The following is a 22561-nucleotide window of genomic DNA, read 5'->3' on the forward strand; positions in this document are numbered from 1 at the left end:
CGCGCCGCCCCCTTTCGTACCCGCACCCGGAAACACCAGGAACCCCCACCATGAACCGTTTCTCCGGACAGACCGCCGTCGTCACCGGCGCGGCCTCCGGCATCGGCGCCGCAAGCGCCGCCCGGCTCGCCGCCGAGGGCGCCTCGGTCCTCGTCTCCGACATCGCGGACGAGGCCGGCGAGGCCGTCGCCGCCGCGATCCGCGCCGACGGCGGCCAAGCCGCCTACGTACGCTGCGACGTCTCCTCCGAGGACGACTGGACCGCCTTGCGCGCCGAGGCCCACGCCCGCTTCGGCCCCGTGAGCATCCTCCACAGCAACGCCTTCACGCACACCTCCGCCGCCGCCCACGAACTCCCCGTCGCCCTCTGGGACCGGGAGATGGCCGTCAACCTGCGCGCCCTCTACCTGGCCACGCGCACCTTCCTCGACGATCTGCGCGCCGGGCGCGGCAGCCTCGTCGCCACCTCCAGCGTGCACGCCGACTTCGGCCTGCCCGGCTACCCCGCCTACGCCGCCGCGAAGGGCGGCATGTGCGCCCTGATCCGCCAGTTCGCCGTCGAGTACGGGCCCGAGGTGCGCTTCAACTCCGTCCTGCCGGGGCCGATCCTCACCGACGTCTGGAACGACGTCGACGAGGAGGGACGCCGGCTCTCCGCCGACGCCACCGCGCTCGCCCGGCTCGGCCGCCCCGAGGAGGTCGCCTCCGCCGTCGCCTTCCTCGCCTCCGCCGACGCCGCCTACATCACCGGAACCAACCTGGTCGTCGACGGCGGCTGGACCGTGAAGAAGGACTCCAAGTGAAGATCACCTCCCTGCGTACCTACCTCGTCGCCCCGCGCTGGTGCTTCCTGCGCATCGACACCGACGAGGGCGTCACCGGCTGGGGCGAGCCCGTCGTCGAGGGCCGCGCACACACCGTCGCCGCCGCCGTCGAGGAACTCTCCGACTACCTGATCGGCCAGGACCCGATGAAGATCGAGGACCACTGGCAGGTTCTCACCAAGGGCGGCTTCTACCGGGGCGGCCCGGTCCTCTCCAGCGCCGTCGCCGGCATCGACCAGGCGCTGTGGGACATCACGGGCAAGGCCCTCGGCGTCCCCGTGTGGCAGCTCCTCGGCGGCAACGTCCGCGACCGCGCCCGCGTCTACAGCTGGATCGGCGGCGACCGCCCCGACGAGGTGGCCTCCGAGGCCCTGGCCCGCAAGAACGAGGGCTTCACCGCGGTCAAGATGAACGCCTCGGCGCAGCTGCGGCTCATCGACACCCCCGCCGCCACCCAGGCCATCGTGGACAGGGTCGCCTCGATCCGGGAGGCCGTCGGCGACGAGTTCGACATCGCCATCGACTTCCACGGTCGGCTCACCGCCCCGATGGCCCGCCGGGTCCTGCCGCTCCTGGAGCCGTACCTGCCCTTCTTCGTGGAGGAGCCGGTCGTCCCGGAGATGAGCGACCACATCGGCGACATCGTCCGCTCCACCTCGATCCCGATCGCGACCGGCGAACGCCTCTACTCCCGCTGGGACTTCAAGAAGGTGCTCGCCCAGGGCATCGCCGTCGCGCAGCCGGACCTCTCGCACGCCGGCGGAATCTCGGAGGTGCGCAGGATCGCCGCGATGGCGGAGGCGTACGACGTGTCCCTCGCCCCGCACTGCCCCCTTGGCCCGATCGCGCTCGCCTCCTGTCTCCAGGTCGGCTTCGCGGCACCGAACCTGCTGATCCAGGAGCAGAGCCTGGGCATCCACTACAACACCGGCTCCGACCTGCTCGACTATCTGGTCGACCCGTCGGTCTTCCGGTACGAGGACGGGCACGTGGGCCTGCCGACCGGACCCGGCCTCGGCATCGAGGTCGACGCGAAGGCCGTCGAGCGGGCGGCCGAGGTGGGGCACCGCTGGCGCAATCCGGCCTGGCGGAGGGACGACGGCTCGCTCGCGGAGTGGTAGCCGCGGCATGAGGAAGGGCGGGCCCGCGAACGGGTCCGCCCCTTCCTCGTGTGCGCGCGTCAGCGGTGGGCGAGCCAGTTCGCCGCCGGGAGCAGCCTGCTGTCGTAGTCGAACAGGGCCTGGTTCTCCCAGGCGTTGCCCGACGAGGGGTCCGTCGGGTCCCAGCCGTTGCCCGCGACGGCGGTCCAGGCCGGCTCCCAGTAGACGACGCCGAGACCGCGGCCGTTCGGCACGGCCTCGACGACGTTCATGATGTCCCGCAGCCAGGCCGACTGGCCCGCGCTGCTCGCCGGGTAGCCGGGGATCAGCTCGGACGACAGGTCGATGATGTTCTCGTGCGAGTCCTTGCTGTCGAGCCGGAACGGGTACGCGGTCTCGACGACCATGACCTTCTTGCCGTAACGGGCCGATATGTCGTCCAGGTTGGTCTGGAGCGCGGACAGCGCGCCGTGCCAGTAACCGTAGAAGGAGAGGGCGATGACGTCGTAACTCACGCCCTGCGCGGTCGCGTTGTCGAACCACGTCCGGTAGAGGGTGTTGTCGCCGCCGTGGGCGAGGTGGAGCGCGATCTGCGTGGTCGAGGAGACCGCCTTGGCCGCCGAGATGCCGGACTTGAGCAGCCCGCCGAGCTGGGACCAGTTGGACGTGGAGCCCTCGGGCCAGAGCATCCCGGTGTTGATCTCGTTGCCGATCTGCACCATGTCGGCCGTGGTGCCCTGCGCCTTCAGGGCGTTCAGGACGTCGTACGTGTGGTTGTAGACGTCGGTGGTCAGCTGGGAGTACGAGTGCCCCGCCCACGCGGCGGGCTTGCTCTGGGCGCCCGGGTCGGCCCAGACGTCCGAGTAGTGGAAGTCGACGAGCAGCTTCATGCCCTGGGCCTTGATGCGCTGGGCGGTGGCGAGGACGCGCGCCTTGTTGTTGTAGCCGTCGGCGGGGTTCACCCACACCTTGAGGCGGCCGTAGGTGGCGCCCGCGTTCTTCAGGATGGCGACCGGGTCGCCGGTGACGCCCGCGGCGGTGCGGTAGGTGCCGCCGAGGTCCTCGTTCTTCTTGAGGGCCGAGAGGTCGACGCCCTTGACGGCGAGCCCGGTCGCGCCGGAGGTGAAGGTGAGGTCGTCGACGTTCAGCCAGTTCCCGGCCTTGGCGTCGGAGTTGATGCTGACGGTGCACGCGCCGCCCGTGACGGTCACGGAGGTGACGAGCCGTATCCAGGCGCCGTTGGACGTCACCGGCAGGTCGGTGCGCTGTTCGGCGGAGCCACAGTTGCGCAGGGCCAGGTAGGCGGCGTTCTGCCCGCCACCGGAACGGACCCAGGCGCTGAGCGTGTAGGTGCCGTTGGTGAGCCCGGAGAGGTACTGGTACGTCTCCACCTTGTACGCGGACGCCGACCAGTGGCTGAGGCGGTAGCCGCCGCTGTGGCCCCCGGCCTCGGTGAACGAGGCGGCGTTCTGTCCCGCCGCGGAGTAGGTGGACCAGCCGGCCGGGGTGGCGGTCCCGGCGGCACCGCTCTCGAACCCGGCGTTGGTGAGCGTGCCGGCGGCCTCGGCCTGCTGCGCGGCGGGCAGCGGGGCGAGGAGCAGGGCGCCGAGCGCGGCGGCGACGGCGGCGGCGCGAAGCCGTACGCGGCTTCTGCGGGTGGGGTGCGTGGTGGGCGTGTGGGGGTGCATCGTCGAGTCCCTTCGACGGTGGCGGACAGGTGAGTGGTGCGTTTCCTTACGGTGGGTGGTACGGCTCACCCGGGGGCGGCGCAGCGGGTGCGGGCCGTCCCCGGGGAGTGCAGGGGGTGTCGTCAGGGGGTGAGGCGTACGACCCTGACGGCGCCGGCCGGGACGGTGAGCCTGCCGTCGGCGGGAGTGCCGCCGAGCAGCTCGGTGCCGGAGCCGTCGAGCGGCACCTCGGCGTCCTCGGCGGAGTGGTTGAGCGCGAAGAGGTAGTGGCCGTTCTCACCGGCGCGGCGCACGACCTCCACGTCGTGCGGCAGCGCGGAGCGGGCGGCGACCCCCGCGTCCTCGCAGGCGGCGGCGACGATCGCGTCGAGCGAGGCCGCGTCGAGCCGGGTGGAGACGTACCAGGCGGTGCCCCGGCCGAGGCGGTGCCGGGTGACGGCGGGCCCGCCGGCTGCGGGCCCGTCCGCGTACGTCCAGACCGTCTCGGCGCCGCGCGGCCGGACGAACTCCGTCCACACGTCACCGGTGAGGGAGGCGCCGCCGGGGCCGGCGATCGTGACGCGCTGGTCGTCGAGGAGCGGCGACCACTCGTCCACGGTGAGGCCGAGGACGTCGCGCAGGGCGCCGGGGTAGGCGCCGGGGTGGACGGCGTCGTGCTCGTCGACGATCCCGGAGAAGTACGAGACGACGAGCGTGCCGCCGTTCTCGACGTACTCGCGCAGGTTCTGCCCGGCGGCCTCGGTCATGAGGTAGAGCGCGGGGACGACGACCAGCGGGTAGGCCGACAGGTCGGCCTCCGGGTGGGCGAAGTCGACGGTGAGGTGCCGGTCGTAGAGCGTCTCGTAGAAGCTGTCGGCGCGCTCGCGCGCGTCATGGGCCTCGTTCGGGCGCCATTCCAGGCCCTGGGCCCACCAGGAGTGCCAGTCCCAGAGCATGGCGACGTCCGGGACGGTCCGGGTGCCGCGGAGCTCGGTCAGGGCCTCCAGGCCGGCGCCGAGGGCGACGACCTCGCGCCAGATCCTGGTGTCGGTGCCGCCGTGCGGGACCATCGCCGAGTGGAACTTCTCGGCCCCGCGCCGGGACTGGCGCCACTGGAAGAACATGGCGCCCTCGGAACCGCGGGCGACGTGTGCGAGGGAGTTGCGGGCCATCTCGCCGGGGCGCTTGGCGGGGTTGCGGGCCTGCCAGTTCACCCCTGACGTGGAGTGCTCCAGGAGCAGCCAGGGTGCGCCGCCGGCGACGGAGCGGGTGAGGTCGGCGGCCATCGCCAGGTTGACGTGGGTGCGGCGGCCGTCGGTGATCAGGTAGTGGTCGTTGGTGACGAGGTCGACCTCGCGGCCCCAGGCCCAGTAGTCGATGGAGTCGCACTGGCTGAGCGCCGTCATGAAGTTGGTGGTGACGGGGATGCCGGGGGCGAGACCGTGCAGGATGTCCCGTTCCGTCCGGAAGTTCTCCAGGATGGTGGCGTCGGCGAAGCGGCGGTAGTCGAGCTGCTGGGCCGGGTTGCCGACGGTCGGGGTGACCCGGGGCGGGTCGATCTCCTCGTACGAGGAGTAGCGCTGCCCCCAGAAGGCGGTCCCCCAGGCCTCGTTCACGGCCTCGACCGAGCCGTACGTCCGGTCCAGCCAGCGGCGGAAGTGGGCGGCGCAGCTGTCGCAGTAGCAGGCGCTTACGGGCACGCCGTACTCGTTGTGGACGTGCCAGAGCGCGAGCGCCGGGTGGGTGCCGTAGCGGCGGGCCAGCTCGGTGGTGATGCCTGCGGCCGCCGCGCGGTAGGCGGAGGAGCTGTGACAGATCGCCCCGCGTGAACCGTAGGAGTGGCGGACCCCCTCGGCGGTGACGGGCAGTGCCTCCGGGTGGGCGCGGTAGAACCAGGCGGGCGGCGCCACGGTCGGCGTGCCCAGGTCGACGCGGACGCCGTGCTCGTGGAGCAGGTCGAGGAGCCGGTCGAGCCAGCCGAAGTCGTACCGGCCGGGCTCCGGTTCGAGGAGGGCCCAGGAGAAGATCCCGACGCTCACCATGGTGATGCCCGCCTCCTGCATGAGCCGGACGTCCTCCTGCCAGACGCTTTCCGGCCACTGTTCGGGGTTGTAGTCCCCGCCGAACGCGAGCCGGTGCAGGCCCTTGGGAGTGGTCTGCGGCATGAGTGTCTCCTGAAACGTCGGGCGATGAAAGCTTTGTTCGGTTGGGAACGTGCACACACTCGATCTCGATGTGGCAACGCAACATAACCGCACAGGAACAACCATTGACAAGTGTCCGGAACGTTTCTCTACTGTGAACGCTCACAGATGCATGGCCGGCCTCTCCGTCCGAGGGAGAGGCCCCTTTCGGTCAGGGAGAAGTACCCATGCCCCACATCACGCGCCGCAGCCTCGCAGCCGCCACCGCCGTCCTCCTGGGCGCCACCGCGCTCACCGCCTGTGGCTCCTCCGACTCCGGCGACGAGGCCGGCGCCGCCTCCGGCCCGGTCTCGCTCACCTACTGGGCCTGGGCGCCCGGCATGGACAAGGTGGTGGCCCTCTGGAACGCCGAACACCCCGACATCAAGGTCACGGTGCAGAAGCAGGCCTCCGGAGACGACCTCGTCACCAAGATCATCACCGCCACGAAGGCCCACAAGGGCCCCGACCTGGTGCAGGCCGAGTACCAGGCGCTGCCGACCCTCGTCTCCAACGACGCCCTCGCGGACATCGCCCCCGAGGTCCAGGGCGTCAAGGACGAGTTCGCCCCGGGCATCTGGCAGCAGACCACCTTCGGCGGCGAGGCCGTCTACGCGCTGCCGCAGGACTCCGGCCCGCTGATGTTCTTCTACCGCGAGGACCTCTTCAAGCAGTACGGCCTGACCGTCCCCACCACGTGGGACGAGTTCGCCGAGACCGCCCGCACCCTCAAGAAGAAGGCGCCGAAGAAGGCCCTGACCACCTTCTCCGCCAACGACGCCGGCCTCTTCGCCGGCCTCTCCCAGCAGGCCGGCGCCAAGTGGTGGACCTTCGAGGGCGACACCTGGAAGGTCGGCATCGAGGACGCCGCCACCAAGAAGGTCACCGACTTCTGGGGCGGCCTCGTCGCCGAGGGCGCCGTCGACAACCAGCCGATGTACACGCCCGCCTGGAACAAGGCCCTCAACACCGGCGAACAGCTCGCCTGGGTCAGCGCCGTGTGGGCCCCCGGCACCCTGACCACCGCCGCCCCCGACACCAAGGGCAAGTGGGCCATGGCCCCGCTCCCGCAGTGGAACAAGGGCGAGACCGCCACCGGCAGCTGGGGCGGCTCCTCCACCGCCGTCACCACCGACTCCAAGCACAAGGCGGCCGCCGCGAAGTTCGCCACCTGGCTGAACACCGACCCCAAGGCCCTGGAGGCCCTGGTGAAGGAGAGCGGCATCTACCCGGCCGCCACCGCCGCCCAGACCAGCGGCGCCCTCGCGCAGGCCCCCGCGTTCTTCCCGAACCAGGCCGACTTCTACATCCGCGCCGCCGAGATAGCGAAGACCACCGCACCGGCCGCCTGGGGCCCCAACGTGAACGTCGCCTACACGTCCTTCAAGGACGAGTTCGGCAAGGCCGCCAAGGCCAAGTCCGGCTTCGACGCCGCCCTCGCCAAGGTCCAGACGGCCACGGTCGCCGACCTGTCGAAGCAGGGCTTCGAGGTCGCCCGGTGACACAGCCCCCCAAGGGCGCACGCAGGTCGTACGGGGTCAAGGCGGCCCCGTACGGCTTCCTTCTCCCCGCCGGCGTCCTCTTCGTCCTCTTCTTCGCCCTGCCCATCGGCTACGCCCTCTGGCTCAGCTTCCACAAGGTCCGGATCAAGGGACTCGGCCTCGGCAAGGGCGCCAAGACCGAGGTGTGGGCCGGCCTGGAGAACTACACCTCCGCCCTCACCGACTCCGAACTCCTCGGCAGCGCCCTGCGCGTCCTCGGCTACGGCGCGATCGTCGTCCCCGTGATGCTCGGCCTGGCCCTGTTCTTCGCGCTCCTGCTCGATTCCGAGCGCGTCAGGGCCCGCTCCTTCGCCCGGCTCGCGATCTTCCTGCCGTACGCCGTGCCCGGCGTCATCGCGGCCGTCCTCTGGGGCTTCCTCTACCTCCCGGACGTCAGCCCGTTCCTCTTCCTCCTGGACAAGGCCGGACTGCCGCAGCCCGACCTCATGGACGGCGGACCGCTCTACCTGGCGATGTCGAACATCGCCGTCTGGGGCGGCACCGGCTTCAACATGATCGTCATCTACACCGCCCTGCGCTCCCTGCCCGCCGAGGTGTACGAGGCCGCCAAGCTCGACGGCTGCTCCGAGCTCCAGATCGCGCTCCGCATCAAGATCCCGATGGTGGTCCCCTCGCTGGTGCTCACCTTCTTCTTCTCGATCATCGCGACCCTCCAGGTCTTCAACGAGCCCATGACGCTCAAGCCGCTCACCAACGGCATCCCGAGCACCTGGAGCCCCCTCATGAAGGTCTACAGCGACGCGTTCACCGGGGGGAACATCCACGCCGCGTCGGCCACCGCCGTCGTGCTCGCCCTCGCCACCTTCGCGCTCTCCTTCGCCCTCCTCAGGATCTCCAACCGCCGCACCACACAAGGAGCAACCCGATGACCGGGCTCGCCTCCCCGGCCGTCCGCAAGGGCGCCCCGGCCGCCGGCACCACCCCCGGCGTCCCGCAGGGCCCTCCCGCCCCGCGCCGCACCGCCCTGCTGCCCACGGCGGCCCTCGTCCTGGGCGCGCTGTACTGCCTGCTGCCGGTCGCCTGGGTCCTGGTCGCCGCCACCAAGCCGGCCTCCGACCTCTTCTCCACCTTCACCTTCCTCCCCGGCAACGGCCTCGGCGGCAACGTCTCCGACCTCACCGCCTACCGGGAGGGCATCTACTGGCGCTGGATGGGCAACTCGGTCCTCTACGCGGGACTCGGCGCCGTCCTGTCCACCGTCGTCTCCGCGTTCGCCGGATACGCCCTCGCCGTCTACCGGTTCCGGGGCCGCGAGGCCTTCTTCAACATCATGCTGACCGGAGTCCTCATGCCCCCGGTCATCCTCGCCATCCCGCAGTACCTGCTCATGGCCGAGGCCGACCTGACGGACACGTACGCCTCCGTGCTGCTGCCGCTGGTCCTCTCCCCGTACGGCGTCTACCTCGGCCGCATCTACGCCGAGGCCGCCATCCCGATGGAGCTCGTCGAGGCGGGCCGCGTGGACGGCGCGGGGGAGTGGCGGATCTTCCTGCGCATCGCCGTCCCGATGATGTCCCCGGGCCTGGTGACGATCTTCCTCTTCCAGTTCGTCGCCATCTGGAACAACTTCCTGCTGCCGTTCATCATGCTCGGCGACGACGAGAAGTTCCCCATGACCGTCGGGCTCTTCACCCTGCTCAAGCAGGGCGCGAGCCAGCCCTCCCTCTACAACCTCGTGATCACCGGCGCGCTGCTCGCCATCGTCCCGCTCATCGCTTTGTTCCTGGTCATCCAGCGCTTCTGGAGCCTCGACCTGCTCTCCGGCGCCGTAAAGTCCTGAACACAGGGGATCGAGGGGAATCACACAGCATGAGCACAGCAGCGAGCAGGCGCCGCCCGGCGACCATCCACGACGTGGCCCGCGAGGCCGGGGTCTCGCGCGGCACCGTCTCCCGGGTCCTCAACGGCGGCCACTACGTCAGCCCGACGGCGAAGGCGGCCGTCGACGCCGCGATCCGAAGAACGGGATACGTGGTCAACCGGCACGCCCGCTCGCTGATCACCGGCAAGTCCGACTCGGTCGCCTTCCTCCTGACCGAACCCCAGGAGCGGTTCTTCGAGGACCCCAACTTCAACGTGCTGCTCCGCGCCTGCACCCAGGCGCTCGCGGCCCAGGACATCCCGCTCCTCCTGATGATCGCCGGGACCGAGGACGAACGCCGCCGCAACCTCCGCTACATCGAGGCCGGTCACGTCGACGGCGTCCTCCTCGTCTCCAGCCACTCCGGCGACCCCGTGGTGGCCCGGCTGCACGAGGCCGGCGTCCCCGTCGTCGCCTGCGGCAAGCCGCTCGGCCAGACCGCCAAGATCGGCTACGTCGCCGCCGACGACCGCGACGGCGCCCGCGACATGGTCCGCCATCTGTACGCCTCCGGGCGGCGCAGGATCGCCACGGTCACCGGACCGCCCGACACCCCCGGCGGGGTGGAGCGCCTCGCCGGATACCGCGAGACGCTCGCCGAGTGCGGCCTGCCCGCCGACGAGTCGCTCATCGCCCCCGGCGACTACAGCAGGGCCAGCGGCGAGGACGCGGCCCGCGCCCTCCTGGAGCGCGCCCCGGACATCGACGCCGTGTTCGTCGCCTCCGACCTGATGGCGCAGGGCGTCCTCGACGCGTTCGCCCGCGCGGGCCGCAGGGTTCCCGAGGACATCGCCGTCGGCGGCTTCGACGACTCCCCGGCAGCCCTCTCCACCCGCCCCTCGCTGACCACCATCCGCCAGCCCTGGGACCGGATCAGCACCGAGATGGTGCGGACGCTGCTCGCCCGGATAGCGGGCGAGGAACCGGCGGCGGTCATCCTGCCGACGGAGCTGGTACGCCGCGAATCGGCGTGACCGAGAGAAGGTGGAGCGGCCGGCCCCCCGGGGTCCGGCCGCTCCTTCGTCGTTTCGGGAGGGCTTTCCGGGCCACGTCATGAATCGATTCAGAACCCGGCCTGGCAGGAGCCGTCTGGTGAGGTGGCGTCGATACTCTTGACGCAGACCCGCTCGCGTCCTAGCGTCCTGCCTCGACTAGGTGAAACATTTCATTCGAGGGGTGCAATGGCGAACACGCAGCGGGTCTGTTTCCTGCTGAAGGTCCGGGCCGAGCGCGTGGACGAGTACCGCGCGCGTCACGAGCACGTCTGGGCCGACATGCTCGCGGCCCTCTCCGCCGCCGGCTGGCACAACTACTCCCTGTTCCTCCGCGAGGACGGGCTCCTCGTCGGCTATCTGGAGACGCCGGACTTCGACCGGGCCCGCGCCGCGATGGAGGCCGCCGAGGTCAACGCCCGCTGGCAGGCCGAGATGGCGGAGTTCTTCGAGGAGCTCGACGGCCGGGCGCCCGACGCGGCCATGCGCCCGCTGACCGAGGTCTTCCACCTCGCGTGAGGCGAGGCGGGCGGACGCGTGGGCCCTAGGATGAAACGAGGGGCGGGACCACACCCGGATCGGGTGGCGGCAGGGGCAGGACGGACCAGGTGGGACGGATGACGGACACCGCGCGGACGGTCGGGAACGGCGGGATCGGCGGTGGCGGCGGGCCCGTCGGGAACGTCGGCATCAAGGACGTGGCACGCGAGGCGGGAGTCTCCGTCGGCACCGTCTCCAACGTGATCAACCAGCCCGACCGGGTCTCGCCCGCGACGCTCCAGCACGTACGGGGGGTCATCAACCGCCTGGGCTACGTGCGCAGCGAGTCCGCCCGCCAGCTGCGGGCCGGCCGCAGCCGGATCATGGCGCTGCTCGTCCTCGACATGGGCAACCCGTTCTTCGTCGACATCGCCCGGGGCGCCGAGCGCACCGCCAAGGCGGCCGGCCTGGGCGTCATGGTCTGCAACAGCGACCAGAACGCCCGGGACGAGGCCGACTACCTCGGTCTCTTCGCCGAGCAGCGCGTCCGGGGAGTCCTGCTCACCCCCGCCGATCCCAGCGGCGCCAACCTGCGGGAGTTCCGCCGGCACGGCATCCCGTCCGTGCTCGTCGACCGGGTGGCGGGCGACGACGCCGGCTGCTCGGTCTCCGTGGACGACGTCGTCGGCGGATCCCTGGCGATCCGGCACCTCACCGCGACGGGGCACCGGTCCTTCGCGTACGTCAGCGGGCCCTCGCACCTCCAGCAGGTCCGCGACCGGCGCGAGGGTGCCCTGCTCGCGCTCGCCGGGGCCGGGCTTCCGGTGTCGGCGCTCCGCGAACTCCCGGCGGAACGCCTCGACGTGGCCTGCGGGCGTGACGCCGGGTCCCGGCTGCTCGGCCTCCCCGACCGCCCGACCGCCGTCTTCTGCGCGAACGACCTGCTGGCCCTCGGCGTGCTCCAGGCGCTCTACGCGGCGGGAGTGCGGGTCCCGGAGGACATGGCCATCGTCGGCTACGACGACATCGAGTTCGCGGCGGCGGCGACCGTACCCCTGACCTCCGTACGGCAGCCGGCGCTGACGCTCGGGGCGAAGGCCGCCGAACTGCTCCTGGAGGAGACCGGCGAGCGGGCGGCCGACCACCGGCACGAGCACGTCGTGCTCCAGCCGGAACTGGTCGTCCGCCGCTCGACGCTCGCCGGGCACTGATCCCGCCGGACCTCAGCGCACGCCGAGCAGGTGCTCCAGGGCCAGCTGGTCCAGGTGCTCGAAGGCCATCGAGCGCGCGGCGGCCGCGTCCGGGTCGAAGGTCTCGTACGCCGTGGGGTCGGCGAGCAGACCCGCGAGGCCGTCCGCGGCCGTGGGGACGGCGAGTTCGGGCAGCCGGGAGGCGGCGAGGGCGGCCACGACGTCCGGATCGGCGCGGAAGGCGGCGGCGCGCTCCTTGAGGATCAGGTAGTTGCGCATGCAGTTCTTCGCGGACTCCCACACCCCGTCGAAGCCGTCCGTACGCACCGGCTTGAAGTCGAAGTGGCGCGGCCCCGCGTATCCGGCCGTCTCCAGGAGGTCCACCAGCCAGAACGCCTGGCGCAGATCCCCGGCCCCGAAGCGGAAGTCCTGGTCGTACTTGATGCCGGACTGGCCGTTCAGGTCGATGTGGAAGAGCTTGCCCGCCCACAGCGCCTGCGCGATGCCGTGCGGGAAGTTGAGGCCCGCCATCTGCTCGTGGCCCGTCTCCGGGTTCACGCCGACGAGCTCGGGGCGCTCCAGGCGCTCGATGAACGCCAGGGCGTGGCCGATGGTGGGCAGCAGGATGTCGCCGCGCGGCTCGTTCGGCTTGGGCTCGATCGCGAAGCGCAGGTCGTAGCCCTGCTCGGTGACGTACTGGCCGAGGAGGTCGAACGCCTCCTTCATCCGGTCGAGCGCCACCTGCACGTCCTTGGCGGCGCCGGACTCGGCGCCCTCCCGGCCGCCCCAGGCCACGTACACCGTGGCGCCGAGCTCGACGGCCAGGTCGATGTTGCGGAGCGTCTTGCGCAGGGCGAAGCGGCGGACGTCCCGGTCGTTGGCGGTGAAGGCGCCGTCCTTGAAGACGGGGTGGCTGAAGAGGTTCGTGGTGGCCATCGGCACCGCGAGTCCGGTGCGGTCGAGGGCCGCGCGGAAACGCTTCACGATCGCGTCGCGCTCGGACTCCGGGGCGCCGAAGGGGATGAGGTCGTCGTCGTGGAACGTCACGCCGTACGCGCCCAGCTCGGCCAGGCGCTCGACCGACTCGACGGGGTCGAGGGCGGGGCGGGTGGCCTCGCCGAAGGGGTCGCGGCCCTGCCACCCGACGGTCCACAGGCCGAAGGTGAAGCGGTCCTCGGGGGTAGGCGACAAGCGGTCCGTCATGGTGTCTCCCTGGTGCGGGCGGCCGTACGGGCAGCGGTACTGGCAGCCGGATTTGTTTTCTGAGATAACTAATACGGGACGGACGCCCCCGGACGCCAGTCCCGGTCGCGAATCGACCCCATCCGAACCAGCCGACGACCCCGCACAGGAATGAGGTGAGGGCGTGCCCACCAGCCGCTCGATCGTGATCGGCGTGGACAGCTCCACGCAGTCCACCAAGGCCGCCGCCGTCGACGCGGACACCGGCGAGATCCTCGGCATCGGCCGCGCCCCGCACACCGTCACCGGAGCCGGCGGCGCCCGTGAGTCCGACCCCGGGGAGTGGTGGGCCGCCCTCGTCACGGCGGTCCGCGCCGCCGTACGGGACGCCGGCGTCCCCGCCGCCTCCGTCACCGGCATCGCGGTCGCCGGACAGCAGCACGGCCTCGTCACCCTCGGCGCCGACGGCCGTCCCCTGCGCCCCGCGCTGCTCTGGAACGACACCCGCTCCGCGCCCCAGGCGGCCGCCCTCGCCGCCCGCCTCGGCGGCCCCGCCTCCTGGACGGCCCGCACCGGATCCGTCCCCGTCGCCTCCATGACCGCCGCCAAGTGGCAGTGGCTGCGGGAGAACGAACCGGAGCGGGCCGCGGCCGCCACGGGGGTCCGCCTCCCGCACGACTTCCTCACCGAGCGCCTGACCGGACGGGCCGTGACCGACCCCGGCGACGCCTCGGGAACCTGCTGGTACGGCACCGCCACCGGCGCCTACGACCCCGACGTCCTCGACCTCGTCGGCCTGGACAAGGCCCTGCTGCCCACGGTCGCCCCCAGCGGCGCCACCCGCGTCGGCACCCTCACGGAGGCCGCCGCCGAAGCTCTCGGGCTGCCCCGTACCGTCGCCGTCGCCGCCGGAACCGGCGACAACATGGCCGCCGCCGTCGGCCTCGGCCTCGGCGGCGCGGGACTCCTCGACCACCCGGTCGTCAGCCTCGGCACCTCCGGCACCGTCTTCGCCGCGACCCTCGCCCGCCCCGCCGACCCGGGACTCGCCGGCTTCGCCGCGACCGACGGCACCCACCTGCCGCTCGGCTGCACCCTCAACTGCACCCTCGCCGTCGACCGGTTCGCCACCCTCCTGGGCCTCGACCGGGAGGACGTCATGCCGGGCGGCGAGGTGGTCGTCCTGCCGTACCTCGACGGCGAACGCACCCCCGACCTCCCGCACGCCGCGGGGCTCGTCACCGGCCTCCGGCACGGCACCGACCCCCGGGCGGTGCTCGGCGCCGCCTACGAGGGCGCGGCCTTCACCGTGCTGCACGCCCTCGACCGGCTGCTCGCCGCCTGCGGCCTCGACCCGGCCGATCCGGCCGTACGGGACCGGCCGCTGCGGCTCATCGGAGGCGGCGCGCGCGGCCGGACCTGGACCGAGACCGTCCGCAGACTCTCCGGCAGACCCCTGGTCGTCCCCGCCGCCACCGAACTCGTCGCGCTCGGCGCTGCGGCCCTCGCGGGCGGTGCCGTGACGGCGGCCGACCCGGTGGCCCTGGCCACCGCCTGGGGTACGGGGAAGGGCGACGTCCTGCCTCCGGTCACCCGCGACGAGGCGGCCTGGGACCGGATCTCGCGAGTCCTCTCGGCCGCCACCCCGACCCTGCTGGGCGGTCCGGAACCGTCGTGAGAGGGCTCAGCTGCCGTCGAAGAGGTCGGCCGGCCTCGTGGGCGCCAGGCGGAGGGTGTCGAAGTCGACCCGGCACCCCTCGCCGACGGGCGACTGCACCTCGATGCCGACCCGTGGGGCGTCGGCGTCGGCATCGGGGGAGTCCAGGGCGAACTGCCGTACAAGCCGCCAGGACGTGCCGTCCTCCGACACGTGGAAGGCGAACGCCCCCTCGATCCGGCTGACGCGCAGCCACAGCGCGTCCGCCGTGACGGGGCCCGCGAGCGCGTCGTCGGACCGTCCACGGGTCACGACCGAGTAGACGCTCGGGGCTCCGTCGGGCGCCTGCTCGAAGTTGAGCTTGGCCCAGTGGTCGTCGTCGGCCCAGACGATGAGGGCGCCCGCGTCCCAGGCGGACCGGAAGCCGACGCGGAGCCGGGCCGAGAACTGCCAGTCGCCGTCCGGCGGAGTGGTCAGGGCCACGGCGGCGTCGCGTCGCACGGCCCCGCCGACGGGGGCCGTGAAGATGTCCGTGCACGGGGCGGCGGTGACGGTCAGGACGCCGTCGGAGAGGGACCACTCCGCCGGGGCGGTCACCCAGCGCAGCGCGAGAGGAAGCGCGATGTCGATGTTCACACCCGTCATGATCGCGAGCCGGCCGGGGGCCCGTCACGGAATCGCGCAAAGATCCACGAACCGGGACGAAAGTCCAAGCCGGCCGAGACCGGCCGCCCGCACGGCCCTGCGACCTGACCGCGTCGGCGACTTGACCGCGTCGGCGGCCTGACCGCGTCGGCGACCCGGCCGCGTCGGACGAGGACGGCCACGGGCGGCGCGGCCGAGTCGCCCTCTCGACCGTTTTTTCGGATGAGCGAAAGGGACGACTAGGCTCTGGCCCACCATGAACCAGCCCACGGAACCCAAGGCCGACAAGTCGGGAGTGCGCCGGCACAACCTGAGCCTCGTCCTGCGGACCGTCCACGACGCGGGGGAGACCACACGGGCCGCCGTCGCCGCCCGCGTCGGCCTCACCCGGCCCGCCGTCTCCTCCCTCGTCGAGCAGCTCCTCGACCTCGGCTTCCTCGTCGAGTCGGGCAAGACGTTCAGCGGACAGGCGGGACGTCCGGGCACCGTCCTGAAGCCCGCGGACACCGGACCGGCCGGGATCGGCGTCGAGATCAACGTCGACTACGTGACGGTCTGCGTCGTCGACCTGACCGGCACCGACCGCGTCCGCCGCACCGAGCGCCTCGACAACCGCACGGCCGGCGCCCCCGAGGTCCTGGCCAGGGCCGCCCGTATCACCGCCGAAGCCCTGGAGGAGGCCGCCGCGCACCGGCTCGCCCCGGCGGCGGCCGGGCTCGCCCTGCCCGGCCTGGTCTCCGACGGAACCGTCCGGCAGGCCCCCAACCTCGGCTGGCACGAGGCCGACGCGGAGCACCTCTTCGGCAAGGCCCTCACGGCGCTGCGGCCCGGCACCGCGGGCCTCGCCCTGACCTCCGACAACGAGGCCAACATGGCGGCCCTCGCCGAGCTGTGGTTCGGCACCCACGGCGACCTCCGCACGTTCCTGCACCTGACGGGGGAGATCGGCGTCGGCGGCGCGATCGTCGTCCACGGCGAACTCCTGCGCGGCGCCCACGGATTCGCCGGCGAGATCGGCCACCTTGTCGTCGACGCGGAGGGCCGCCGCTGCCGCTGCGGCTCCCGGGGCTGTCTAGAGCAGTACGCCGGACAGGCCACCCTCCTGCGGTCCGCGGAGGCGACCGGGGTCCCGGACCTGGCGCACCGCGCCGGGGCGGGCGACCCGCTCGCCCTCGCCGCGCTCGCCGAGGCGGGCCGGATGCTCGGGCGCGCCCTGTCGGGAGCGGTGAACCTGCTCGACCCCGAGGCGGTCGTCCTCGGCGGCATCTACCCGCAGTTGATGCCGTGGCTGGCACCCGCCCTCGCGGAGGAGCTGTCCGCCCGCGTGGTCTCCGGTCTCTGGACCCCGGACGCGGGCCGCCTGCGCGCCGCGTCCGCCGCCACCGACGCGTCCCGGGGCGCGGCGGCGCTCGTCCTCCACGACGTCCTGGCCGACCCGCTGGCGTACGCCACGTCAGGGAGCTGACGGCCGTTCGGCGGAGTCCCTCCGCCGGGCGGAAGCGGGCGGAGGTTCGACGAACGGCCGGGTGAGGTGCGCCGTCGCGAGCAGCGCCCCGCTGTCGGCGGCCCGCGCGAGCAGCTCCTCACGGGAGGCGCGGGCCGCGTCCTGGTCGCGTTCGTGGGAGTAGGCCACGCCCGGAGCGACGAGCTGGACGGCGTGAACGAGGAGGTCGCCGGTGACGAGGACGTCCCGGCCGTCCGGCCGTTCGACCAGGACGGACTGATGGCCGGGGGTGTGCCCGGGGGTCGGAAGGAGCGTGAGACCGGCGCGCAGCCGGTGCCGGCCGTCGACCTCGTGCAACTGTCCCGCCGTACGGAGCGGCTCCACCACCCAGTCCCACACGGGGTCCCGCCGGTCGAGGGCGGCGGTCTCCGCGCGCTGGACGACGTACCGGGCCTCGGGGAAGAAGGGGCGCCCGGCGGCGTCGGCGGCCCAGCCGGTGTGGTCCTCGTGCAGATGCGTCAGGACCACGGTGTGGACGTCGGCCCGGTCGATCCCGGCGGCCGAGAGCAGTCCGGGCAGCCTGCCGGGCACGGGACACCAGGGCGCCCCGGGCCCCTCGGCGGGTCCGACGCCCGCGTCGATCAGGGTCCAGCCGCCCGTACCGCCCGGGTCGGCGACGGCGAAACAGCGGAAGTCCAGCCGCCAGGCGCCGCCGGGGCCGAACGCGTCGGGGTCGAGTGCGGCGGCCTCCGCCCAGTCCGCCGCGCCCGCCCCGGGGAAGGCGTCGCGCGCCGACTTGAAGAACACGCCGGTGGCGTCGAGGAGTGCCGTCACCGGGCCCGCCCGCGAGATCCCGTTGTCGTTGCCGGAGTTGTTGTCGGACATGACGCCGACTCTGCCATCAGGCGGCTCCTCGCGGCCAGGGCGGCGACCGACTTCCGTCCCGCTCCTCCGGCGGCGCCGGCCAGGAGTCCCCCGCTCTCATCCCGCTCTCACGCGGGCCTTATCCCGTCATCACGCACGGCCCCTAGCTTCACGCCCATGTTCTTCACCTACCTCCGGCGCGAACTGCGCCGCCGCAGAAAGGCGGCGCTCGTCGTCGCCTCCGGGCTCGCGCTCGGGATCGCGCTGGTCATCGTCGTCAACTCCGTCTCCTCCGGCATGAACCAGGCCCAGGGCAAGGTCCTCGAATCCCTCTACGGGCTCGGGACCGACCTGACGGTGACCAAGGCCCAGGAACGGCCCGAGGACGGCGCGGCGCCGCAGCGGCCCCGGTTCGAGTTCAAGGGCAAGGAGGAGGGCGAGGAGCAGAGCAGCGACCGGCTGATGGTCCAGGGCTTCCAGACCCTCGCGGACTCCACCGTCGCCACGGTCGGCCGACAGCCCGGCGTCGACCGGGCGGTGGGCGGCCTGAGCCTCGTCAACCTGAAGATCAACGGTGAGTTCGCGCGGGGCACGATCCAGCGCGGCCAGCCCCAGCCGGCCCAGCCGGGCACCGGGAACGGCGGCACCGGGAACGGCGGTGCCGGAGGCGGCTCCGGAGGCGGCTCCGGGCCCGGCGACACCGTCACCGGCGGCGGCGCGGCCTTCGACGTCGACTCCTTCACGCTCTACGGCACCGACGTCACCGCGCCCGACCTCGGCCCCCTCACCACCTCCACGGTCTCCCAGGGCCGTACGTTCGAGACGACCGAGACCGACGCGAAGGTCGCCGTCGTCGACAGCGCCTACGCCCAGAAGCAGGGACTGGCCCTCGGCGACGAACTGACCGTCAAGGGCGTGAAGTTCGAGGTCATCGGCATCGCGACCGCCGACCGCGGGCAGGCCGCCGCCCAGGTGTACCTGCCGCTGAAGCAGGCGCAGACCCTCTCCGCCTCCGCGGCCGAGATCACCACGATCTACGTGAAGGCGACCGACTCGACGCGCATCGACGCGGTCAAGACCGCCATCCAGAAGAACGTCACCGGCACCACCGTCACCACGTCCGCCGACCTCGCCCAGACGGTCTCCGGCTCCCTCGACACCGCGTCCGACCTCGCCGCGAACGTGGGCAAGTGGCTCTCGTACGCCGTGCTGCTCGCCGCCGTGCTCGTCGCCGGACTCCTCACCTCCTCCGCCGTCACCCGCAGGGTCCGCGAGTTCGGCACGCTCAAGGCGCTCGGCTGGACGAGCGGCCGGGTCACCCGCCAGGTGGTCGGCGAGGCCCTCGTCAACGGCGTCATCGGCGGCGCCCTCGGCATCGCGGTCGGCCTGGCCGGAGCGTACGCGGTGACCGCCGTCAGCCCGACCCTCACGGCCGAACTCGGCGCCACCGGAGGCGCGTTCGGCGGCGGCGGACGCGGCGGCATGATCTTCGGCGGTGGCCCCGCGGGCACGGCCGCGGGGAAGTCCGTCGACATCGCCCTCTCCGCCCCCGTCAGCGTCACCACCGTGGGTCTCGCCGTCCTCCTCGCCCTCGGCGGCGGCCTGGTCGCCGGCGCCTTCGGCGCGTGGCGCGCCTCGCGTCTGCGTCCCGCCGACGCCCTGCGCCGCGTCGAGTAGCCGCCCGAACCCACCCACGTTCCACAGGAGTCGCAGCATGTACGAACTGATCGGCGTCACCAAGCAGTACCGGCGGGGGCAGCAGCGGGTCGACGCGCTCGCCGGGGTCGACCTCACCCTCGCCCAGGGCGACCAGCTGGTCATCCAGGGCCCCACGGGCGGCGGCAAGTCGACCCTCCTCCAGATGCTCGGCGGCCTCGACCGTCCCACGTCCGGGAAGGTGCTGCTCGACGGCATCGACCTGGCCGCGCTCTCCGAGCGCAGACTGACCGCCGTGCGCGGCCAGAACATCGGCTTCGTCTTCCAGAGCTTCAACCTCATCCCCACGCTCACCGCGCAGGAGAACGTGGAGACCGCGCTCGTGCCGCTCGGCGGCCGGCCCGCCGAGCGCCGCCGCCGGGCCGCCGAGGCGCTCGAATCGGTCGGGCTCGGCGAACGCCTCGGCCATCTGCCGTCCGAACTCTCCGGCGGGCAGCAGCAGCGGGTCGCCATCGCCCGCGCGCTGGTGAAGCGGCCGAAGGTGCTCCTCGCCGACGAACCCACCGGAAACCTCGACGAGTCGATGCGCGACGAGATCGTCGAACTGCTCGAAGGGCTCTGGAAGGAGCACGGGCTGACCTTCGTCATGGTCACCCACGACAGCGCGATCGCCCGCAGGGCGCCCCGCCTCGCCACGATCCGCAAGGGCCGGATCACGATCAAGGAGAACCGTTCGACGTCGCCGGACCCGGTCGACGCCTGACGGACGGATCAGGAGCGCGAGCCCTTGGCCAGGACTTCACGGGGCCGTTGTCAGTGGGTGCCCCTAACGTCTTCCCCATGACGACGACCTATCTGGAGCTGTCGCAGGACGGCGGCGGTGCCCACAAGTTCTACGAAGTGACCGTGGACGACCTCGCGGTGTCGGTCCGTTACGGACGGATCGGCACGGCGGGCCAGACGCAGCGCTCCACGTTCCCGACGCAGGCGAAGGCGCAGGCCGCCGCGGCGAAGAAGCTGGGCGAGAAGGTCCGCAAGGGGTACGCGCCGGCCGTGCGCGGACAGCGGGCGGCCCGCTCCGTGACGCGTCGTGAGGTCACCTCCGCGCCGTCCACCGCGCGCGCCGTCGCCCCCGTGCTCTGGCGCTTCAGGACCGGCTCCGCCGCCTTCGGCATCCACGTCGACGAGGAGCGCTGCTGGGTCGGGAACCAGGCGGGGGACGTGTTCACGCTCGACCGCTCCGGCGAGGTGCAGGCCCGGTTCAGCCTGCCGGACGGCGTCAAGTGCCTGGTCGCCGACGACTTCTGGATCTACGCGGGCTGTGACGACGGCAAGGTGTACGACCTGTCGTCGAAGCTGCCCTTCGCCGCGTACGACATCGCCACCGACGTCGACATCTTCTGGCTCGACATCCACGAGGGCGTCCTGCACGTCGCCGACCGTTCCGGCCGGCTCACCGTCATCGACCACGAGGACGAGCACCAGTGGGCGCGCGGCGGCCAGGGCGAGCACGCCTGGATGGTCCGCGCCGACGGCGACGCCGTCTACTACGGGGACACGTCGGGCGTCGCGGCCCACGCCCCGGACGGCGGCGGCGAGCTGTGGCACACGGCCACCGAGGGCGGGGTCCTCTTCGGCTGGCAGGAGGACACCGCGGTCTACGCGGGCACGGCGCGCAAGAAGGTCCAGCGGCTGGCGAAGAAGGACGGGCGCGTCGAGGCGGTGTACGCCTGCGACAGCCCGGTCTACTCCTGCGCCACCTCGCCCGGCGGCCGGTTCGTCTTCGCCGCCGACTCGGCCTCCTCCGTCTACTGCTTCGCCGAGGACGGCACGCGGCTGTGGAAGCTCGGCACGGGCGGGGGCTCGGCGCTCTCCATGCAGTACCGCGACGAGCGCCTCTACCTGGTGACCACAGACGGTTCCCTGGTGTGCGTGGACGCGAGCGAGGCGGCGATCCAGGCCGCCCAGGCGGGCACGGTGCCGGTCGCCCGGGACATCAAGCTCGCCGCCGCCCTGCCGGTCTACGAGCCGGCGACGACCGTGACCGCCGTGACCACGGTCGACGCCGCCCCGGCCGGTTCGATCGTCGTGGAGTGTGTGAACGAGTCGGGCAGGACCCGGGTGAGAGTCGTCTCCCAGGGCTACGACTCCGCGTGGAACGTGCAGTTCCCGCGGGCGATCCGAGAGCCCGGCGCGCGGTACGTGGTCGACGCCCTGCACCCCGCGGCGGGCGGCTTCTACCGGGTCCGCGGCGACATCCGGCGCCTGCTGTGAGCGGGGCCCCCGCGGGTGGCGGCGCCTTCGAGGCGGCCACCGGTGACGGCCCGCCGGTGCCACCCGACGTGGCCGAGCAGCGGTCCCGTGAGGTCAGGGCCGCGCTCGACGGGCTGCTCCAGATCAGGCGGCTGACCCAGGGCCGGGGCGGCGACCCGAGAGCCGCGCCCGCCGACTGGGAGCGGCGGCAGCCGGTCCGCGCGGTGGCCCTGGCCCTGGAGGCCGGCGGGTTCACGCCCTCGTCCGTGGACGGCTCCGGGGCGCGGACCGGAACCGGCTACCGGGTGCGGGCGGGGGACCGGCCGGGCGCTGTCGTGGTCGAGTGGCTGGGCCCGCCCGGCTCGGGCGCCGCTCAGGAGGAGGCGGCGGCCCTCGGGGCGTGCGTCCCGGCCCTGGCGCGCCTCGGCTGGGAGGCGCTGCTCTACCGGGGACCGCGCGGACGCCGCTTCCTCGAGGTGGAGCCCGTGGCGGGCTGAACACCGCAGCTCCCGCCCGTCAGGCGGAGTGCGTACGAGAACCGGTCGCGGTCAGGCGATCGAGGCGGAGACGATCGCGGAGACCGCCAGGTTGCAGGAGGCGGTCACCCAGACCGCCGGGTGCGGCTCGGGGTCGACCAGGGTGGCGCCCAGCTTCCCCGGCGTGACCAGGTCCACGACCAGGAACGCGACGGCCATCATCACCAGGCCGAGGAGCCCGAAGGCGGCCGTGGACACGAGGCCCTTGCCGAAGTTGTCGTACGTCGTCCAGATCGAGGTGAAGACGATGCCGCCGATGCCGAGGAGGGCCGAGCTCAGCAGGATCGCGGCGTTGCGGTTGCGGTCCTCCCAGATCTGGCGCCCGAGCTTCCCGGGGGTCAGCAGGTCCACGAGCACGATGCCGAGGATCAGCAGGACCACGCCCAGGGCGCCGTAGGCGCCGGCCCGGCCGAGGCCGTTGACGATGTCGCTCATGGTGTGCGGGCTCCGCAAAGGTCACGATCA

20 protein-coding genes are annotated in these 22561 nt (G+C 72.6%); 14 read left to right on the forward strand and 6 right to left on the reverse strand.

Going from position 1 to position 22561, the window contains the following annotated elements; translation table 11 throughout:
- Nucleotides 1–50 precede the first annotated feature (50 nt).
- Entirely contained in the window at nt 51–803 is a 753-nt protein-coding gene (locus tag ACIA8N_RS13235; protein WP_365780332.1) for an SDR family oxidoreductase, read from the forward strand.
- Complete coding sequence (dgoD, locus tag ACIA8N_RS13240) at nt 800–1945, forward strand: galactonate dehydratase (RefSeq protein ID WP_365780333.1); 1146 nt, start codon at nt 800–802, stop codon at nt 1943–1945. The genes ACIA8N_RS13235 and dgoD overlap by 4 nt, the downstream gene beginning before the upstream one ends.
- A 59-nt stretch (nt 1946–2004) precedes the next feature.
- On the opposite strand, the gene ACIA8N_RS13245 is transcribed toward dgoD, so the two are convergent.
- Complete coding sequence (locus ACIA8N_RS13245; protein WP_365780334.1) at nt 2005–3612, reverse strand: glycosyl hydrolase 53 family protein; 1608 nt, start codon at nt 3610–3612, stop codon at nt 2005–2007.
- Nucleotides 3613–3734: 122 nt separating this feature from the next.
- The gene (locus ACIA8N_RS13250; RefSeq protein ID WP_365780335.1) at nt 3735–5756 is read right to left on the reverse strand and encodes a beta-galactosidase; all 2022 of its coding nucleotides are present in this window, start codon (nt 5754–5756) and stop codon (nt 3735–3737) included.
- A gap of 206 nt (nt 5757–5962) precedes the next feature.
- Between ACIA8N_RS13250 and ACIA8N_RS13255 the strand changes: the two genes are divergently transcribed.
- The 6 genes from ACIA8N_RS13255 (at nt 5963) to ACIA8N_RS13280 (ending at nt 11880) form a co-directional block, all read left to right on the forward strand.
- Entirely contained in the window at nt 5963–7276 is a 1314-nt protein-coding gene (locus ACIA8N_RS13255) for an extracellular solute-binding protein (protein WP_365780336.1), read from the forward strand.
- The gene (locus tag ACIA8N_RS13260; protein ID WP_365780337.1) at nt 7273–8205 is read left to right on the forward strand and encodes a sugar ABC transporter permease; all 933 of its coding nucleotides are present in this window, start codon (nt 7273–7275) and stop codon (nt 8203–8205) included. The genes ACIA8N_RS13255 and ACIA8N_RS13260 overlap by 4 nt, the downstream gene beginning before the upstream one ends.
- Nucleotides 8202–9116 (forward strand): carbohydrate ABC transporter permease, encoded by a 915-nt coding sequence (locus ACIA8N_RS13265; protein WP_365780338.1) that lies wholly within the window; start codon nt 8202–8204, stop codon nt 9114–9116. Before ACIA8N_RS13260 ends, ACIA8N_RS13265 begins: the two co-directional genes overlap by 4 nt.
- Nucleotides 9117–9145: 29 nt before the next feature.
- Entirely contained in the window at nt 9146–10171 is a 1026-nt protein-coding gene (locus tag ACIA8N_RS13270) for a LacI family DNA-binding transcriptional regulator (RefSeq protein WP_365780339.1), read from the forward strand.
- Nucleotides 10172–10378: 207 nt separating this feature from the next.
- Nucleotides 10379–10708 (forward strand): L-rhamnose mutarotase, encoded by a 330-nt coding sequence (locus tag ACIA8N_RS13275; RefSeq protein ID WP_365780340.1) that lies wholly within the window; start codon nt 10379–10381, stop codon nt 10706–10708.
- A gap of 98 nt (nt 10709–10806) precedes the next feature.
- Nucleotides 10807–11880, forward strand: coding sequence for a LacI family DNA-binding transcriptional regulator (locus tag ACIA8N_RS13280; RefSeq protein ID WP_365780341.1), 1074 nt, complete (start codon nt 10807–10809; stop codon nt 11878–11880).
- A gap of 12 nt (nt 11881–11892) precedes the next feature.
- Here the strand turns inward: ACIA8N_RS13280 and xylA are convergent, their stop codons facing one another.
- A complete protein-coding gene (gene xylA, locus ACIA8N_RS13285; RefSeq protein ID WP_365780342.1) occupies nt 11893–13062 on the reverse strand; it encodes a xylose isomerase in 1170 nt (389 codons plus the stop codon).
- A gap of 163 nt (nt 13063–13225) precedes the next feature.
- On the opposite strand from xylA, the gene xylB reads away from it, so the two are divergent.
- Nucleotides 13226–14719: a xylulokinase gene (gene xylB / locus ACIA8N_RS13290; protein ID WP_365780343.1), complete on the forward strand. Its 1494-nt coding sequence runs from the start codon at nt 13226–13228 to the stop codon at nt 14717–14719.
- A 6-nt stretch (nt 14720–14725) separates the two neighbouring features.
- Here xylB and ACIA8N_RS13295 read toward each other — a convergent pair whose 3' ends face one another.
- The gene (locus ACIA8N_RS13295) at nt 14726–15334 is read right to left on the reverse strand and encodes a DUF1349 domain-containing protein (protein ID WP_365780344.1); all 609 of its coding nucleotides are present in this window, start codon (nt 15332–15334) and stop codon (nt 14726–14728) included.
- A gap of 265 nt (nt 15335–15599) precedes the next feature.
- On the opposite strand from ACIA8N_RS13295, the gene ACIA8N_RS13300 reads away from it, so the two are divergent.
- Nucleotides 15600–16808, forward strand: a complete 1209-nt coding sequence (locus tag ACIA8N_RS13300) for an ROK family transcriptional regulator (RefSeq protein ID WP_365780345.1) — start codon at nt 15600–15602, stop codon at nt 16806–16808.
- Here ACIA8N_RS13300 and ACIA8N_RS13305 read toward each other — a convergent pair.
- Nucleotides 16797–17672, reverse strand: a complete 876-nt coding sequence (locus ACIA8N_RS13305) for an MBL fold metallo-hydrolase (protein WP_365780346.1) — start codon at nt 17670–17672, stop codon at nt 16797–16799. The two genes, ACIA8N_RS13300 and ACIA8N_RS13305, sit on opposite strands and share 12 nt — an antisense overlap.
- Nucleotides 17673–17828: 156 nt before the next feature.
- On the opposite strand from ACIA8N_RS13305, the gene ACIA8N_RS13310 reads away from it, so the two are divergent.
- The 4 genes from ACIA8N_RS13310 (at nt 17829) to ACIA8N_RS13325 (ending at nt 22057) form a co-directional block, all read left to right on the forward strand.
- Complete coding sequence (locus ACIA8N_RS13310) at nt 17829–19328, forward strand: ABC transporter permease (protein WP_365780347.1); 1500 nt, start codon at nt 17829–17831, stop codon at nt 19326–19328.
- A gap of 37 nt (nt 19329–19365) precedes the next feature.
- Nucleotides 19366–20070 (forward strand): ABC transporter ATP-binding protein, encoded by a 705-nt coding sequence (locus tag ACIA8N_RS13315; RefSeq protein WP_365780348.1) that lies wholly within the window; start codon nt 19366–19368, stop codon nt 20068–20070.
- Nucleotides 20071–20147: 77 nt separating this feature from the next.
- Entirely contained in the window at nt 20148–21581 is a 1434-nt protein-coding gene (locus ACIA8N_RS13320; RefSeq protein ID WP_365780349.1) for a WGR domain-containing protein, read from the forward strand.
- Entirely contained in the window at nt 21578–22057 is a 480-nt protein-coding gene (locus ACIA8N_RS13325) for a hypothetical protein (RefSeq protein ID WP_365780350.1), read from the forward strand. The genes ACIA8N_RS13320 and ACIA8N_RS13325 overlap by 4 nt, the downstream gene beginning before the upstream one ends.
- A 51-nt stretch (nt 22058–22108) precedes the next feature.
- On the opposite strand, the gene ACIA8N_RS13330 is transcribed toward ACIA8N_RS13325, so the two are convergent.
- Nucleotides 22109–22531, reverse strand: coding sequence for a DUF350 domain-containing protein (locus tag ACIA8N_RS13330; protein WP_365780351.1), 423 nt, complete (start codon nt 22529–22531; stop codon nt 22109–22111).
- Nucleotides 22532–22561 lie beyond the last annotated feature (30 nt).

Source organism: Streptomyces sp. NPDC051822 (assembly GCF_044452745.1).
Lineage (GTDB): Bacteria > Actinomycetota > Actinomycetes > Streptomycetales > Streptomycetaceae > Streptomyces.

Excerpts from the sequence above, each read along its gene's own strand:
- ACIA8N_RS13235 (WP_365780332.1), top strand. The coding sequence starts at position 51 with ATGAACCGTTTCTCCGGACAGACCGCCGTCGTCACCGGCGCGGCCTCC.
- ACIA8N_RS13245 (WP_365780334.1), bottom strand. The coding sequence starts at position 3,612 with ATGCACCCCCACACGCCCACCACGCACCCCACCCGCAGAAGCCGCGTA.
- ACIA8N_RS13250 (WP_365780335.1), bottom strand. The coding sequence starts at position 5,756 with ATGCCGCAGACCACTCCCAAGGGCCTGCACCGGCTCGCGTTCGGCGGG.
- ACIA8N_RS13255 (WP_365780336.1), top strand. The coding sequence starts at position 5,963 with ATGCCCCACATCACGCGCCGCAGCCTCGCAGCCGCCACCGCCGTCCTC.
- ACIA8N_RS13265 (WP_365780338.1), top strand. The coding sequence starts at position 8,202 with ATGACCGGGCTCGCCTCCCCGGCCGTCCGCAAGGGCGCCCCGGCCGCC.
- ACIA8N_RS13270 (WP_365780339.1), top strand. The coding sequence starts at position 9,146 with ATGAGCACAGCAGCGAGCAGGCGCCGCCCGGCGACCATCCACGACGTG.
- ACIA8N_RS13275 (WP_365780340.1), top strand. The coding sequence starts at position 10,379 with ATGGCGAACACGCAGCGGGTCTGTTTCCTGCTGAAGGTCCGGGCCGAG.
- ACIA8N_RS13280 (WP_365780341.1), top strand. The coding sequence starts at position 10,807 with ATGACGGACACCGCGCGGACGGTCGGGAACGGCGGGATCGGCGGTGGC.
- xylA (WP_365780342.1), bottom strand. The coding sequence starts at position 13,062 with ATGACGGACCGCTTGTCGCCTACCCCCGAGGACCGCTTCACCTTCGGC.
- ACIA8N_RS13300 (WP_365780345.1), top strand. The coding sequence starts at position 15,600 with ATGAACCAGCCCACGGAACCCAAGGCCGACAAGTCGGGAGTGCGCCGG.
- ACIA8N_RS13305 (WP_365780346.1), bottom strand. The coding sequence starts at position 17,672 with ATGTCCGACAACAACTCCGGCAACGACAACGGGATCTCGCGGGCGGGC.
- ACIA8N_RS13310 (WP_365780347.1), top strand. The coding sequence starts at position 17,829 with ATGTTCTTCACCTACCTCCGGCGCGAACTGCGCCGCCGCAGAAAGGCG.
- ACIA8N_RS13315 (WP_365780348.1), top strand. The coding sequence starts at position 19,366 with ATGTACGAACTGATCGGCGTCACCAAGCAGTACCGGCGGGGGCAGCAG.
- ACIA8N_RS13320 (WP_365780349.1), top strand. The coding sequence starts at position 20,148 with ATGACGACGACCTATCTGGAGCTGTCGCAGGACGGCGGCGGTGCCCAC.
- ACIA8N_RS13330 (WP_365780351.1), bottom strand. The coding sequence starts at position 22,531 with ATGAGCGACATCGTCAACGGCCTCGGCCGGGCCGGCGCCTACGGCGCC.